The sequence below is a fragment of the Niastella sp. sgz303648 genome, assembly GCF_059587045.1.
Window position 1 is genome coordinate 76,868 of the sequence record NZ_JCAPSW010000021.1, and the last position, 15,393, is coordinate 92,260.

Genomic DNA, 15,393 nt, shown 5'->3' on the forward strand with positions numbered 1-15,393 from the left:
GCCGGCGTTTTTTGCATTAAACAAATAAAATAGTAACTGTTATTTGTCTGATTGCCGGGAGTTTAATCAATCAGGTTATTCTTAACTGCAAAGAAAACGAGGCCGGCCGTATTTTTTGCACCAAAGCGTTCCATTAAACGATCTTTGATAGCTTCAACTGTACGCGGACTCACTTCTAATTTCTGTGCAATTTCATGGGCGGTAAACTCCATGCAAATATATTTGATCACATCCCGTTCGCGGTCGCTGAGGGTGATTTCGCTGTTCAGGCTGGGCACCACTTTAACCCGGGCATGTGACTTTTTCAGTAATATTCTGTTCACAAAATTGTTCAGGTAATACCCTTTACTCATCACTTCCATAATAGCCTTTTTGATTTCTGAAGGGTCGGCGCTTTTCAGCAGGTAGCCGTTGGCCCCTATTTCCATCATATGGCTCACAAACCTTTCATCTTCATACATGGTAAGAGCTATTACATGAATGTTCGGATATTGGCGGGCTATAACCTTGGTGGTTTCAATGCCATCTTTTAAGGGCATTCGTAAATCCATCAAAATTACATCGGGTTGCTCAGGAGCTGTTGGCAAATTATCCAGCAGTTCCTGACCGTTTTCAGCTTCGAGTACGAATTTAATGTTAGTATAAGGCCTTAACGACAATATTACTCCTTTCCGGAATATTTTGTGGTCATCAGCTATAGCCACTTTTATTGGTCCCATCTTGTTTATGATATTGGCAAAACTAAATTACTAAAAATCTTCAGTGTTTAGGAATTTGGGGATTATTGCATCAAATCATTAGTGAAAACACTTAGTTTGATGATGGTCGGGTTCTTTGCCACATCACAAATATGAACCAGTTATTTTATTTCAGTTATTGCTATCGGTTCTTCCTCCAATCGTGGAATTTCGATAGTAACCTTATAGTATGTTTGCGATATATCTTTTTCGAAATAAATACGTCCGTGCAATAATTTCAAACGACTTTGAATATTCTTCAGACCAAGTCCCACATTACTTTTATTTAGTTTATCAAAATCGGCCTGGGTAATACCCCGGCCGTCGTGATGGAGGCGAATATACAATTTATTACCACTCAGGTTTTGAGTGAGGTGAATAAAACTGGCGTTGCTGTGTTTCAGTATGTTATTTACCAACTCCTGTATCACTCTGAAAATGATCAGTTCCTGATCGGGGTGCAGCCGTTCGCGGTAATCGTGAAAACGGCAACTGGCGTTCATGCTGCCCGAACCGCTTATTTTTTGGAACAGATCGTTGACTGCCGATTCAAGTCCGAAATTTTTAAGGGTAGGGGGCATCAGGCTATGCGAAATATTGCGAATAAGCTGAATGGTATCGTCGATAATTTGCTTGGCGTTGTAAATGCTTTGAAGCTGGGTGGTTTTATCGAGGTTAACGAGATTTTCGTTAAGGTATAAGCGGGCAGTGGCCAGCAGAGGCCCGGCGTCGTCGTGTAAGTCGGCGGCAATGCGCTGGCGTTCTTCTTCCTGCAACCGGATCGACGCATTCAGCAACATCTTTTGCTGTTCCTGCTCCATGTGCTGTAGCTGCATCTGGTACCGGATCACCTTGCGCTGGTGAAAAATGATGAAGACAATCAAGCCAATGGTTAGCACCAGCATACCGATGGTACCGAAAAATAGTACCAGTGAAACCGGAGTACCTGGGTTATGGGCTTGAAGGAGTATCATTTATAAATGGGTTAGGGCATGCAATTTTAAAAATGTTTTTTCAGGTAACTTTCAAAACCATTAAAATTGCCTGAACCGTATTCGTCTGTTTTCTTTTTAATAAGTAAGCCTATTGAAAAAACAATGTTTTTCAATAGTAAAAATGAATTGTTGATTATAAAATAACTCTCATGAAATGAGGGATCTACAAAATAAGATTCAGCATAAATAAAAAGGAAGAAAGTTCCGGTATAATAAATTAATAAACTCGACACTATCCAGAATTTGTCCAATGTATATATGAATAATACTCTTGGGTTTTTTATTTGCTCAAAGAGATAAGATAGTGAATAACCTATTATTAATATTGCTTCAATTGCGGAAGGTCCTGAATCAAAAGAATTTTTAAAAGACGCTAAATAATCATAAACTGCATACGATAGTAAAATCAGATATGTAATTATGATTGACTTTTTGATTGACTTAGACGATATGTTCTTATAAAAGAATGAGGCAATAAAGGAATATCCGATAATTGTAAATAAGCGGTAAAGAACGTAAATATTAAATCCCAGGATTTTGTACCATCCATTTATAATAATCAGGTTTGAAGAGAATGAATACAGATTAAAAAAAAATAATACCCACAATCCCTTATCTCTGTATTTAGAAAATGCAAAGATAAAAGTGACTGTGGGTAAAATATCTGAGTAAATTGATAAATAATCAAATATTACCTTCAATATTCATAATTTAATCACAATATAGAAAGTAATATTAAAAGAAAAAAGAAGTTTGAAACTCAGACCCTTATTCAAAAAGCCACCACCAGCCTTCCTGATCAGCAGGAGTAACTTTGTCTCCAACAATTCCATCCTGCTGGGCAAAATTTCCTTCAATATCAATTGATTTGTAGGAAATCATTGGCGATCCGTTGTTGTCAAGTCCAACATAAACGAGGGTTTTTTCGCCTTTTTCATTGATGGCATTGTGAAATTGAATACCTGCACATCCGGGTTGAGCCAGAATTTGGTTAATGATGTCTTTTCCGATAATGAACGATTTCACATCTGTCGGATGAGCCTGATGAAAATCCTTAATCATTTGAACTCCCGATTCATGGGTGATTTCTTCGCCAATAGCCGCAACGTTACGTTTAGTGAGAGTTTGAGTTGTCATCATAGTAGTAAGTTTTTAGAGGTTGTAAATAGTGGGTTCCGAGTGTTAAGAAACCTCCAAAAAAAAAGATATACAATGGGTTGCGAGCAACCGTAAATGCTGTAATTTTGCTGCAAACGCTTTACAGGCGCACGTTTCAGGGAGTTTTACGAAGAAGTATTACGATAAAAAATGGGGGATTTTTTCTTTCTGTTTGCCGTATTTTTACTATAGTAAAGTTTCCTTTCGCCTATAGTAATAAGCCGATTATTCACAATTGTGGATAAGTGTAATTGCTTAAAAATGCATAAGTAGTAGGCGGATTTTAAAAACGGGGCGCAGGTGAGCCGCAGGACTTGTAAAGAGTTTTCTTTTCTTACTTACCAGCTGGCTGAATATGCGAATAACTTGTAAAATCAGGCATTAACAATATAATGTTTCGAAGGGTATGATTTCGCTTTGCGTATAAGGTGATGGCCTGGAAGAATTGATTAAAAGAAGAAGTTGACTGATATTGGATTTGACATGCGGTTTTCATAAGATCGTTGGAAATTCATTTTAGGACGGTAATCAGGACATTGGATGTTTTAAGGTTGCCATCCGTACCAATCAACTTCTGAAACAAAAATAAGCGGACGCCCGCCGGTTCGCAATAGCGGATTTGCTCTTTTTTAATTGTTCGGGAATTACCGGTAAACACGTAAAAATGCACCGGTGGAAATAGGTATAATTTCGATTGATCGTGGTAAACAAACGTCTGCAAATTACCGGGAATCCGTTTTTTATACGAAATTGCTGAAAAGGTTAAGGCCCCGACTTACTGATCCCGGGAATGGGGATAACGGTGGGGTATAGCGTATAAGAAACTGAATAACTTATAACCCATTAATAAGCCAACCTTACCCATTATGAGCACTGAACTGGTTATCAAAGTAGCACTTGCCGACGATCATAAGATATTTCGCGACGGCATTAAAATGGCTCTGAAAGGAAAAGAATATCTGAAGATCCTTTGGGAGGCAGAAGATGGTAAAGATCTGATGCATAAAATGCAGATCAAAAAGCCCGACGTTTTACTGATGGACATCCGTATGCCTGAAGTTGACGGCGTTAATGCCATTGGCATTTTACGCAAAGAATACAGTGACGTTAAGATTGTGGTGCTCACCATGTACGACGAACAGGAGATGATTACCAAAATGATGGAAATGGGCGCCAATGCCTATCTAACAAAAACATCTGATCCCGAGGAAATTTATCAGGCAATTCTCGCATGCATGAATGATGACTTCTACTTTAATGATCTTGTTAATAAAGCCGTTCTGTCGAAATTACAAACTAAAAAACAGGTGCGGCAGTTTTACCCCAATCCCATAAAGTTTACCGAAAAAGAAATTCGCATACTCAAACTGCTGGCAGCCGATAAAACTACCGAAGAAATATCCAAAGAAGTTTTTTTAAGCCCCCGCACTATTGAAACCATCCGGCAAAATATGAAATCGAAAGTTGGTGCCAAAACAATAGCAGGCCTCATCATGTACGGCATGCGCAATAAACTCATCGATTAATATCGAATACTGAATGTTGAATTTTAAATGTCGAAGTGTTGAATGCGGCTGTTGGTATTGTACTTCTACATTCAACATTCAAAATTTGTTATTCAATATTTCAAAAAGTAACCAACCCATGTCGTATCGCATACATGGCCAATCCAACACGACTCTTTACATTAAGGCGACCAAATAACTGATCACGCAGCGCATCTACAGCGCGCGGACTCAGGTTCATTGCTCCGGCTATTTCTTTATAGGTTAATTCTGTACAGCTCAATTTCAGAAACTGCAGTTCCTGTTCGTTCAGCAGATTTTTCTTTTGCGTGATATCTTCTATTGTATTTCGGAACAGATTAACCAGCTTACCGGTTACACTATGCGAATAGTAATATCCTGATTCAACAACCGACCTGATCGCAAATTTCAATTCATCGGGATGAACATCTTTTTTCAAAAATCCTTTTACGCCTGCCTGCAACAACCTGATAAGTGTTACATCGGTATCGTACATGGTCAACATTAGAACATGTATTTGCGGATAATTTTTTTGCAACCAGGCCGAGGTTTCATATCCATCAAGCACTGGCATATTTAAATCGAGTATGAGAACATCGGGAATCAGGTTCGTTTTTATCTTTTCGAGAGTTTCCTGTCCGTTCGATGCCGTAAAAAGTACTTTACAGTTGTCAAATGTATTGATCAGTGAAGCCAAAGCATCGCGTAACAGAATATGATCATCGGCCAATGCTACTTTTATATAGGATTCGGGTTTGCTCATGTGTTGTTATAATTGAAAAACTTTTATTGATCCAAATTGTTTTAGTACGGAATCTTCATACTAACAGTTGTACCCTTTCCCGGTATGCTGTTCACCTGGCAAGTGCCATTAATAAATGCTGCGCGTTTAACAATATTCATTAAGCCGGTACCCTTGCCTTTTTGAGTTGCCTGTGAATCGTGTATAAAACCTTTTCCATTGTCGGCAATTTCAATTTCAACAAAATGGCTTTGATAATTCAGCACAACATGAATCAACGTAGCCTGCGCGTGTTTCATGCAATTATTCAGTACCTCCTGCATGATCCTGAAAATTACCAGCTCTTTTTGTGTTTGCATGTAAACGGCTGAGCCGGTAATCTCGTACCGGATATCAAAAATACCTAACTTTTGAATTTTATTTATTTCCAGTTCAAGCGCTTTCAGCAAACCGTTTTCCTCAATAAAACCGGTGTGCAACGCTTTGGAAATATAGCTCAGATCATCAATGGCCCGTGTAATTAAATTTATTGAACCGGTCACTTTTTCCTGCTTATTCGATTCAATTTTCCAATCAATGGTATTCAGGTTCAGTTTTGCCAGTGTAAGCGACAGGCCGATGTTGTCGTGAATTTCGCGGGAAATATTTTGAAAGGTTTGTTCCTGAATTTCAAGCTGGGTGGTTAAAAGGGTTTTTTCAAAATCAGATTTCAATATCTCAAGCCCTTTTTGATACGAAATATGCCGGCGTTGATACAAAAATAAAATGAGCACGATAAAGGCTATCAGTACCAGAATGAAAAGAGTGGTAACTATAATAAAGATTATTATGGTGTGTCTCTCTTCGGGCATAAATAGGCTTTGGCGATTAATAGAAACATGATACTGTAAGCGATAAAGTTAATTAAATATAGATTTACCTCTTTCAAGAATCCCTTTTTGGTGAATATAAAGTCTTTCAAAAGGAATAAAGGAAGTGTACAGGCAAAATAAATTACTATCCCCATTGATATCCAAAAAGAAGGTAATTCCCAAAGCTTGTTGACTGTAGGCCATTTAAACAATTCAAAGAAGAAAAAGAAGACAGGGATTAAGATGCAAAAGCCCTGGAAAACATATAAATCCATGGGTATATCAATAAAGTTGCTTACCCTAAACCAATAAAAAGAAACGGCTATACAATAAACTATCTTGATAGTATTTAAAATTTTTTTAAATGATTTAGACTTTAAAGTATTTAGAAAAAAACTATAGGTTAAAAAGAATTCAGCGATCAGAAAAATATTGGTGGTAGAATATATTACACTGTTTTGAGTTTTCACACTGAGCTGACAATTAATAATGACATAGAAAATTGTCATTTGTATAAGTGATGATAGGGGATATAAATAAAATATCCTAAGGGTATGAAATCTGTTCCTGTTAAAATAGCCGGTTATGGTAGCAACACAACTGCATGCCATCATAAATATTTGTGCAATATATGTTGGTATTGGATTGCTCATGAATTATTAAATAATGATTTTCTGAAAATGTGGTTGTAATATTTTGGTTAGGGTGTGCCTCTCTTCGGGCATAAATAGGCTTTGGCGATTAATAGGAAAAATATGCCATAACAAATGAAATTAATGGAATACAAATTTGCTTCCGTTAGGAGCCCTTCTTTATTATAGGCAAAATCTTTAAAAAGAAATATCGGTAAGGTGCAGGAAAAATAAAATACGACTCCCAGTGAAATCCAAAATGAATATGTTTTTAGCAAATCAGAGACAACCGGTCTTTTAAAAAGCTCAAAAAAATAGTACAATGCAGGGGCCAGAATAAGTATAGCCTGTGCCACAAAAATATGGGTTGACCAACTGAAAAAAACTTTATTTAAAACCCAGTCTGCTATTAATATGATTATATAAACTACGCTTATCACCCGCATACCTTGTTTTATTGATTTGGATAATAATACCTTTTGAAAGAAATTATAAATCAATAGGAATTCAATAAGCAGAAAAATATTAGTTGTTGCGGTAATAATATGGGCAGAGCTTTCTTTGTTAATGAGGCTACGATTAACGTCAGCAATTGTAGCAAATGAAGATTGTGAAAAGGATGCGAATGGATAAAAATAGAATATATTAAGTGCGGCAAATTTGTTTTTAAGTTTAAAACCTATACATAGTGCTATAAGGCCGCAAATCAAACTAAAAAGTAATGTAGCGCCGTAATAGGATAAATAAAATTTCATATTTTGTCAATGTGTGTAGTAGCTGAGCCGGGTACTTACAGTTTTTTGTTTTTTATTACACAACAGCGAAATAATAAAAAGTATGAACAAAATGCAATAGGCAGCGTAGTTTATTGAATACAAAATGTATTCTTTAATGAAAAATTTGTAAAGAAGAAAAACCGGAATATTAAGGCTGCTAAGGAATGCAATTCCGGTAATGATCCAAAAAAATGGTTCGTGCAGCAGGTTTTTCTCGGGGGGCGTGGTAAAAAGATTGTAGAAATAATAAAAGGAAGGTATTAATAATAAAATGCTTGCAGTTACTGACAAATAGCCTCCAAATAACTTGGTGTTAGCGTTCGGCGCAAGGAAAAATAAACTTATCAAAGCGGTTGTTATACAGAATATTTTCCCGGTAATCTTAATTATATTTTTGACCCGTTTTTGCGAAAACTGGTAATAAAAAATGGTGTAAAAGATTATCAGTTCAATAAGAATAAAAATTATTACCGACCAGTCGCTCACCAGGTATATAATTTCAGTGTCGTGAATTAATTTTTTATTAGCGAATAAAAGAAAAAAAAACAGGCAGTCCTGTAATAAAGAGGCTATGCCATAAATGATAAATAGCCTGGTCCACTTTTCATTTGACCTATTTCGGAAAGCTACAATCAGAAAAATTATATTTAATAAAATCATTAATGGCCATGTATACAGCGATTTTTCGAAGGTACGTACCAGGCTATTAATATCCAGAATAATCAGTCGCATGTGCAAGGATTCAGTTGGTTGCCAAGCTATACTGTTTTGGCCGAACGGCAAGGTGAAAAAACACAGAAGATTGTGTGATTTTCCTCTTGCTGGGGAAGAATTGATAGTATTTCTTATACTAAACCGGATGCCAGCCTTCTATTTTCTCTGCCACCTGCCTCAATTTTTCCTGGCTCTTTCCCTTTCCTCATCAACTTTCCTCAGCGTTTCAAAAAAATTAACGAGGTCCTTGTCGAGCGCAGCGATCTGCTCGAATAAAGGGTTGTGCACCTCAATAAAGGCATTGCGCACATCACAAAGCTCATCGTCTAATTTGTATAGTTCTGAAAAAGTGCCGCGAAAATTATCGAAGTCTGCATCCAAACTTACCGTATCAATTTCCATTTGAGCATAATTCCTGATGATGGGCGAAAAATAAGTGGCTTCAAATTCATCGAACTGTTGCTCCAGTTTTTCAAGCAGCTGTATCATATTGGTATGGTCGTCTTCGGCCGCCTTTAAACCCTGAATATAATCAGTGTAAGAGTGTTGAAAAATATTCAGTTGCGCAAACAACGGTTGTGTATCGTAACCTACCCGGTCTTCTTCGGGTACTGCTTCAATTTCAATTTCTGACAGATGTTTCCCTTCTTCAAAATATTGTAGCATAGGCGCAACCAGCATATATTCACTTTGCAGGATATTAAAATCGGTACGGCATTGCTGCTGAAGGGGTTGGGCCGATTTGTAATATTCAAGTAATCGGGTCATTAATTGTTTAAACGCGTACGATTCATTGTGCAGCAACGTATATTTTTCAATGGCCTCCTGTTCAAAGGCACTAAGAGGTGCTTCACTGTTATATTCCAATAATATGGTGCGAAACGGATGGTTAATAATGGTGGGTTTCATATAAGCCTGGGTTAAGGTAATGGTAAAATATGGCCTATAAAATTACTAATTTAATCAGTGTATTGCTGCCCGAAACAGCTAAAATTCCGAATTGCCCAACTGATAATAATAACGAATATGATCACGATCATTTTACGGTTTTATTGTTTCTTTTTACTTTCATTGTATTAAACGGCATTATCATGAAAAAAAGAGTTGCGCTGATCATACTCGTTCTGCTGGTGGTTATTCAGTTTATACGGCCTGCACGTAACCTGTCGACTGCTACGTCGCCCAATGATATTACGCAGATGTATGTGGTTCCGGAACCGGTAAAAGCGCTGCTGAACAAAGCCTGCAACGACTGTCACAGCAATAACACCTTGTATCCCTGGTATACCAATGTTCAACCCGTGGGTTGGTGGTTGCAGCACCATGTTAACGAGGGAAAAGACGAATTGAATTTTTCTGAATTTGGTGCTTACCCGGCCAAACGTCAGTATCATAAGCTTGAGGAATTTGTCAAACAGGTTAAAGATGATGAAATGCCATTGAACAGCTACCTGTGGGTGCATACCGATGCCAAACTTTCCGACGCCGACAAACAGTTGCTCATCAATTGGGCGAATGACCTGAGAAAGGAAATTGCAGCGAAAAACGGACTGTAATAATAGCTGCATGTTACCTGTTGCCGGTTACCAGTTACCTGTTGCCGGTAACCTGCTTTCAGTTACCAGTGATAGATAAAAGGGCAGATTTTTACATTACAGACCAAACTTTGTAACCTGAAACCTGAAACCTTAACCTTGTAACCCGTAGCCTGAAACCTGTGACCCGAAATTGCTACCTTTGCCGCCGATGGTAGCGCCTGTTTCATATAAATTGTTTGAGCAACAGCTTTGGTTATCAGCTCACCGATGTGTTTTTTGGGAAGAAGCAAAAACTTTAATCGTTTCGGACCTGCATTTTGGAAAAACAGGTCATTTTCGAAAAGCCGGCATTGCGGTGCCGCAGGCCGTTTATAAAGAAGACCTGCAGCGGTTGGTGCAATTGCTGCAATATTTTCAACCTAAACAGCTGGTAGTGGTAGGCGATCTTTTTCACAGCCATGAAAACCGCGAACTGGAATTGTTCCGCAAATGGCGACACGATTTTCCTGCTTTACATATTCATCTCGTTAAAGGCAATCACGATATTTTACACGATAACTGGTACAGGCAATGCGATATTCATATTACAGAGGAGGAGTTACACATGGATTGCTTTCGCTTTCGCCACGATTTGAATGAACTAACCACCGGCCGTGGGCATTATTTTTTTTCAGGGCATATTCATCCTGGTGTGCGTATTAAAGGCCCTGCCAAACAATCGCTCAGTTTTCCCTGTTTTTATTTTGCCGCCAATTTTTGCGTGCTGCCTGCTTTCAGCCGGTTTACCGGTATTGCACTGGTTGAGCCTGCCGAAAACGAAAATGTATTTGCTATTGTTAATAACCATATTGTGCAATTGCAATGAGTGCAAGCCCTCTGTTAAAAATTGCTTTTGATCCTGTTTATGCGCATCCTTTGCCGGCCGGTCACCGGTTCCCCATGTTGAAATATGAACTGATCCCCGAACAATTATTATACGAAGGCGCCATCTCTGCCGGTAATTTATTCACACCCTTGCCCTGCCCCGATGAAGTGGTATTATGGACCCACGAACAGAGTTACGTAAACCGGTTACATCAACAAACATTATCGGCCCGCGAGCAAAGGCATATCGGTTTTCCGCAATCGCCGCAACTTACCCGCAGGGAGTTTGTTATTACACAGGGTACTATCGATTGCTGTATGTATGCCTTTGAATATGGTGTAGCCCTGAATGTGGCAGGCGGCACGCATCATGCTTTTGCCAACAGGGGCGAGGGGTTTTGTTTGCTGAACGACTTTGCCGTGGCTGCGAATTATCTGCTTAAAAAAAATCTCGCGCAAAAAATTCTTATTGTTGATCTGGATGTTCACCAGGGAAACGGAACGGCCAGTTTGTTTGAACATGAACCGCGTGTATTCACTTTCAGCATGCACGGAGCCCATAATTATCCTTTTCATAAAGAAAAAAGCGATCTGGATATCGGGTTGGCCGATGGTACGGAAGATGATTTGTATTTGAGTTTACTGCAAAGCAATTTGCAAACATTAATCGGCCAGCTGCATCCCGATTTTGTTTTTTATTTATCCGGGGTAGATATTCTGGCTACCGATAAATTCGGCAAACTCAAAATCAGCATGGAAGGTTGTAAGCAGCGCGATGAAATGGTTTTTTCGCAGTTAAAACAAAAAGGCATTCCCTGTGCCGTAGCCATGGGCGGGGGGTATTCGCCCGATATCAAAACTATTGTTGACGCACATTGTAACACATTCAGGTTAGCGAAAGACATTTATGGTTTGTTCTGATAGTCCTGTGCGAAGCCGAAGGACTAATTTCTCAACTGCTGATAATTCAAAAAGTAAATAAACCGAACGGTAAATTCATTGCCATGCGGCGTATTGAATAATTGCTGTGCGTTATATGTATAGTTTTTGTAGGATACTCCATCAATATAATATTCATAATCTTTTCCCAACCAGTTCTTCCAGCCTATAATTAACCGGCTGCCTAACCGAAAATCCCAGGTATAAAATACGTCCAGGTTAAAGGCATTGTAGTTTACGTTGTAGTCAGACGGTTTAAGATCGGTTCTTTCTGTCCAGTATCCATCGGGATGAATATTATATAAATTGGTGTTCAGTAAGCGGTTCCAGAAATGACGGGCCCTGAAAGTGAGGTTCATACGGTATGCAAAATTGTACACACCGCTTACAACAGATGTTACATCGGCGTATTGGCGGCGCGCCAGTATGGGCGCCCGGGTAGCAGCGTCGCGTACAAAAGCATATCCCCATTGACCGTTATCGTATTGTCGCCTATAGTTAACATCCAGCAAAAAACGGTCGCTGAACCGGTATCGAATGCCTGCCTGAATGGCATAATAGGGATCATTAGGCAATGGTCCTTCGGCCCCGCCAACAAACAGGGTACCACTTAATCGTTTGCGGTTGTCGGTACCAGCATCTATAAATAACGAATAATAGGGTGAACGCTTAAGGGGTTGCCGGGGTGTTTGCAACAGGCTCGAAGGCGTTTGCATTTCAAAAAAATCGTTATACCAGCGGGGAGCAATATCCGCACTGATGTTCAGGTCCCAGAAATTCCTTAACAACCAGGAAGAAGATGCTTCGAAAGAGTTTTTTTGATATAAGAACGGTTTAAAAAGATAGTCTTGTTTTACTGAAACTTTATAACTCTGATTTAAAAATGCCGGAGTGGCCTGGTATATGTTATAGCTTACAGAAGCGGAATTGGAAAAAGCATTGGGTGACAATAAATAGCCGAGATCGTTTGGATCGTATTGGGCCGACTTAAGATCACTGATCAGCGAAAACTGCAGGTTGCCGCTTACTTTGCCTGCCTCAAAATAGTTTGCAAAGCCATTGTACCGTCCGGTATTTTGATACACGGTACTGTAACGGGGGCGAAGAATAATTCCGTATTTATTATGTTTATCGTACAGGGCAATATCAAGGGCACTTACATTGGCATCGCGTTTATTGCCATTGCGCCACACATTGGTGTTGGTAAATGTTATGTATGACCGGTTTTTCAATGCCTGGTCAAGCACAATAATGTTATAATTGGTTAAGGGCTCTGTGATAACTGTTGAGTCGGCGCCGGTGGTGCGATTGCGCAAAGTTGCTTTTACGTTTTCGGTCACAGCGTTAAAAATTCCAATACCAAGCTTGCTGCTGGTACGTCCCGAAAATTTAACGGCATTATATAGCCGCGTTACTGATGGGTTTTTTATCAGCTGGTATCCGTCGAGGTCGCCGGAGCTTAACAGGTTCTGCAGCGAATCGTATTTTTCAGGCACTTTACCTATGCGACGCGAATAAAAGATGCCGGCCTTGTTAAACAGTTCGGTGCCCTCTGTAAAAAATTGTCGATTTTCACGAAACCTGACCTCAAACGGGCTGATATTATTTACCACATTGTCAGAGATCACCTGTCCGAAATCGGGTATCAGCGTGGCATCGAGTGTAAAGCTTTCATTAACGCCGTATTTAACATCCATTCCCCCGCTTTTTAATGTTTCGTATTTGCCGGGTTGGTTTAATTGCGGCGTTTGCCGGTAACCTGCGCTTACGTAGGGTGAAAAGCTCAGCCGCAAAGGCGGCACCAGGTTGTTTAATCCCGATATATCGCCAAACTGGTTGGCAAATCCGCTCACGGCAGGGTTCACCGGGTTCCAGAAAGAAGTTTCATTAAACCGCCGGCTGAACCGCATGAACTGAATACCCCATATTTGTTCGGGTTTGCGGGTAAAGCGAAGAGAAAAAAACGGAATACGCATTTCAACCACCCAGCCATCGGGACGAACACTCACCCGGCTATCCCAAACGGCATCCCAGCTTACATCGCCATACGTACCTTCTTCGGCCTTGTAATTAGCGCTTACCCGGGCGTCGGTTTGCACATTACGGGCAGTAACAAGGAACTGGTAAGCATTCTGCCGGTCGTGGTATGTATCGAGAAATACCGAAAAATAGTCAACATTCGCCTTAAGCAAATTGTCGCGTGTGGTAAACTGGCGGCGTATTTCGGCCGGATCATCGTACAAATAAGCGCCTATATAAACAGAGGAATTATCATATACAATCCGTACTTCAGTTTTAAGAGAAGCCGGTTTGCCGTACACAGGTGTATTGGTCACAAAATCAACTGCAACCGGCGCGTTTTGCCAGGCAGCATCATCCAGCGAGCCATCGATTCGGGGAGCAAAAGTTACTTTTACGGCCTGCGTAATTTTTTGTTGCGCCTGAAGCCCGGTAGTAGTTAGCAATGATAATATTATAATGAGGCTTCTAAGCATAAAGCATCATAAGGGCGGCAAAAATACCTGAATTTATATATAGAAAAAGGATCATGTTGTAGTTCATCGTCAAAATCTCTGGTTTGCGTTATCTGAACATGGTTGCGGACTTGTTTTCTGCATTCATGTGTATGCATGTGCATCCGGGTCATCCCGTCAAAACGGGGCATCCCTTCCTGATCTACTATAAGGTTTGAAGTGCGCAGGTGGCTCAGTAAAATAAACCAATGAAGCCGGTGAATGGACAAGTATTTACAAATTACAGTTAAGCATAAGCTGTGTGTTACAACGCCTGTCTTTTATATTACCTGATCAAGGGTTACAAGACAAGTATTATATACAAAAAGCTGCTTTCCAGCGAATGGTAACGACCATCACGGTGCATTTTGCAATTTGCAATTTTACAGGTAAGGTTGCCGGCTTTACCTGGTAAATAAGCCGGCAATGATGTTGTTAATGAGGGTAATACTGTGTGATTATTAGCCAGTGATATTTAGCTACATATGAAAAAAGTATGCGATCTGCCACGGGTTGGCTGATTGTTCCCGTACTACATCTTATTACTTAGTTCATTTTCTTTTTTAAATTACTAACCTGCTCCTGCAGCGTACTAACTACATTGGCCAGCTGATTTACATCCCAATGTGGCTGTGTATTTGCTTTACCGATGATCATCATGGCCTTCCATACTTCCAGAATATCTTCGGCACTCATCTGGTAAGGCTGGTAAGTGGGATTATCACTAATGAGGGTGTATTTATTTTTGGTGCGGTTGTTTTTCATCATCCGCTTGTACACAATGCCTTCATGGCGTGATACCACTATATAAGTGAAGTTATTTTTAACATCGTTGATATCTTCAATCTTTTCTCCCACTATGATAGAGCCGCTTTGGGTGGGCAACATGGAATCTCCTACAATTTCAAATGCGCGATAATGACCCGGCGCCAGCATGGGAAGGGTGAAGGTATTCAGTTCATCAATAAATTCAGGATCGGCATAGCCTGCCAGATAACCGGCAGCTGCTTTAACCGGCACAAACTGAATATCATTTGTTCCGGCAGCCAGTTTTTGTGCGCGGCGTTTGGCGAGATAGTTGCCTTTGTTATCGGAGAGGTCTTTTAAAAATAAGTCATCAAGCGTTAGCTTAAACAGATCGCCTACTATTTCCAGTACATCAATTCTGGGGTCAGCCCGCTCTTCTTCATAGGCGCCCAGCAGCGATCGTTTAATACCTAGTTTGGTGGCAAATTCTTCCTGTGTCCATCCACGCAGCTTGCGCAGATATTTCAGATTTTGACCGGCCATTGACATAGACTAATAAGTTTAGCGCTAAAATACTAATTATTTTGTCATATACCATAAAAAAATTTTTATGGCCAGCTATTTTGTTGTAGCAAATACATGTTAATGGCAGCTAAAGGAT

General features: G+C 39.8%; 14 protein-coding genes. 4 read left to right on the forward strand and 10 right to left on the reverse strand.

From position 1 onward, the window contains the following. Positions 1-62: 62 nt before the first annotated feature. From AC59IL_RS34840 to AC59IL_RS34855, 4 genes are all read right to left on the reverse strand, one after another. Entirely contained in the window at positions 63-719 is a 657-nt protein-coding gene (locus AC59IL_RS34840) for a response regulator transcription factor (protein WP_014221254.1), read from the reverse strand. Positions 720-859: 140 nt separating this feature from the next. Continuing rightward, positions 860-1,711 carry a sensor histidine kinase gene (locus tag AC59IL_RS34845; protein ID WP_496556874.1) on the reverse strand — a complete coding sequence of 284 codons (852 nt, stop codon included), beginning with the start codon at positions 1,709-1,711 and terminating at the stop codon, positions 860-862. A gap of 26 nt (positions 1,712-1,737) precedes the next feature. Beyond that, a complete protein-coding gene (locus AC59IL_RS34850; protein WP_496556875.1) occupies positions 1,738-2,433 on the reverse strand; it encodes a hypothetical protein in 696 nt (231 codons plus the stop codon). A gap of 67 nt (positions 2,434-2,500) precedes the next feature. Further along, complete coding sequence (locus tag AC59IL_RS34855) at positions 2,501-2,872, reverse strand: hypothetical protein (RefSeq protein WP_496556876.1); 372 nt, start codon at positions 2,870-2,872, stop codon at positions 2,501-2,503. Positions 2,873-3,756: 884 nt separating this feature from the next. Between AC59IL_RS34855 and AC59IL_RS34860 the strand changes: the two genes are divergently transcribed. Further along, entirely contained in the window at positions 3,757-4,416 is a 660-nt protein-coding gene (locus tag AC59IL_RS34860) for a response regulator (protein ID WP_496556877.1), read from the forward strand. Positions 4,417-4,516: 100 nt separating this feature from the next. Here the strand turns inward: AC59IL_RS34860 and AC59IL_RS34865 are convergent, their stop codons facing one another. The 4 genes from AC59IL_RS34865 to AC59IL_RS34880 form a co-directional block, all read right to left on the reverse strand. Then, positions 4,517-5,179, reverse strand: a complete 663-nt coding sequence (locus tag AC59IL_RS34865) for a response regulator (RefSeq protein ID WP_496556878.1) — start codon at positions 5,177-5,179, stop codon at positions 4,517-4,519. Between the two features lie 41 nt (positions 5,180-5,220). Continuing rightward, positions 5,221-6,009 (reverse strand): sensor histidine kinase, encoded by a 789-nt coding sequence (locus AC59IL_RS34870; protein WP_496556879.1) that lies wholly within the window; start codon positions 6,007-6,009, stop codon positions 5,221-5,223. Positions 6,010-6,709: 700 nt separating this feature from the next. Continuing rightward, positions 6,710-7,396, reverse strand: coding sequence for a hypothetical protein (locus tag AC59IL_RS34875; RefSeq protein ID WP_496556880.1), 687 nt, complete (start codon positions 7,394-7,396; stop codon positions 6,710-6,712). 912 nt (positions 7,397-8,308) lie between these two features. After that, positions 8,309-9,040 (reverse strand): hypothetical protein, encoded by a 732-nt coding sequence (locus tag AC59IL_RS34880; RefSeq protein ID WP_496556881.1) that lies wholly within the window; start codon positions 9,038-9,040, stop codon positions 8,309-8,311. A gap of 29 nt (positions 9,041-9,069) precedes the next feature. Between AC59IL_RS34880 and AC59IL_RS34885 the strand changes: the two genes are divergently transcribed. The 3 genes from AC59IL_RS34885 to AC59IL_RS34895 all read left to right on the forward strand — a co-directional run bounded on the left by AC59IL_RS34885 (position 9,070) and on the right by AC59IL_RS34895 (position 11,454). Then, positions 9,070-9,687, forward strand: coding sequence for a heme-binding domain-containing protein (locus tag AC59IL_RS34885; protein WP_496556882.1), 618 nt, complete (start codon positions 9,070-9,072; stop codon positions 9,685-9,687). A gap of 190 nt (positions 9,688-9,877) precedes the next feature. Beyond that, on the forward strand, positions 9,878-10,534 hold the full coding sequence (gene pdeM, locus AC59IL_RS34890) for a ligase-associated DNA damage response endonuclease PdeM (protein WP_496556916.1): 657 nt from the start codon (positions 9,878-9,880) through the stop codon (positions 10,532-10,534). Then, the gene (locus AC59IL_RS34895; protein ID WP_496556883.1) at positions 10,531-11,454 is read left to right on the forward strand and encodes a histone deacetylase family protein; all 924 of its coding nucleotides are present in this window, start codon (positions 10,531-10,533) and stop codon (positions 11,452-11,454) included. The genes pdeM and AC59IL_RS34895 overlap by 4 nt, the downstream gene beginning before the upstream one ends. Before the next feature lie 23 nt (positions 11,455-11,477). On the opposite strand, the gene AC59IL_RS34900 is transcribed toward AC59IL_RS34895, so the two are convergent. Then, positions 11,478-13,967 (reverse strand): DUF5916 domain-containing protein, encoded by a 2,490-nt coding sequence (locus AC59IL_RS34900; RefSeq protein WP_496556884.1) that lies wholly within the window; start codon positions 13,965-13,967, stop codon positions 11,478-11,480. 564 nt (positions 13,968-14,531) lie between these two features. Continuing rightward, positions 14,532-15,281 (reverse strand): XRE family transcriptional regulator, encoded by a 750-nt coding sequence (locus AC59IL_RS34905; RefSeq protein ID WP_496556885.1) that lies wholly within the window; start codon positions 15,279-15,281, stop codon positions 14,532-14,534. Positions 15,282-15,393: the final 112 nt, after the last annotated feature.

What these genes read in the sequence shown, in the direction of transcription:
- AC59IL_RS34840 (WP_014221254.1), bottom strand. Translation starts at nt 719, where the DNA reads ATGGGACCAATAAAAGTGGCTATAGCTGATGACCACAAAATATTCCGG.
- AC59IL_RS34845 (WP_496556874.1), bottom strand. Translation starts at nt 1,711, where the DNA reads ATGATACTCCTTCAAGCCCATAACCCAGGTACTCCGGTTTCACTGGTA.
- AC59IL_RS34855 (WP_496556876.1), bottom strand. Translation starts at nt 2,872, where the DNA reads ATGATGACAACTCAAACTCTCACTAAACGTAACGTTGCGGCTATTGGC.
- AC59IL_RS34860 (WP_496556877.1), top strand. Translation starts at nt 3,757, where the DNA reads ATGAGCACTGAACTGGTTATCAAAGTAGCACTTGCCGACGATCATAAG.
- AC59IL_RS34865 (WP_496556878.1), bottom strand. Translation starts at nt 5,179, where the DNA reads ATGAGCAAACCCGAATCCTATATAAAAGTAGCATTGGCCGATGATCAT.
- AC59IL_RS34870 (WP_496556879.1), bottom strand. Translation starts at nt 6,009, where the DNA reads ATGCCCGAAGAGAGACACACCATAATAATCTTTATTATAGTTACCACT.
- AC59IL_RS34875 (WP_496556880.1), bottom strand. Translation starts at nt 7,396, where the DNA reads ATGAAATTTTATTTATCCTATTACGGCGCTACATTACTTTTTAGTTTG.
- AC59IL_RS34880 (WP_496556881.1), bottom strand. Translation starts at nt 9,040, where the DNA reads ATGAAACCCACCATTATTAACCATCCGTTTCGCACCATATTATTGGAA.
- AC59IL_RS34885 (WP_496556882.1), top strand. Translation starts at nt 9,070, where the DNA reads ATGGCCTATAAAATTACTAATTTAATCAGTGTATTGCTGCCCGAAACA.
- pdeM (WP_496556916.1), top strand. Translation starts at nt 9,878, where the DNA reads ATGGTAGCGCCTGTTTCATATAAATTGTTTGAGCAACAGCTTTGGTTA.
- AC59IL_RS34895 (WP_496556883.1), top strand. Translation starts at nt 10,531, where the DNA reads ATGAGTGCAAGCCCTCTGTTAAAAATTGCTTTTGATCCTGTTTATGCG.
- AC59IL_RS34900 (WP_496556884.1), bottom strand. Translation starts at nt 13,967, where the DNA reads ATGCTTAGAAGCCTCATTATAATATTATCATTGCTAACTACTACCGGG.
- AC59IL_RS34905 (WP_496556885.1), bottom strand. Translation starts at nt 15,281, where the DNA reads ATGTCAATGGCCGGTCAAAATCTGAAATATCTGCGCAAGCTGCGTGGA.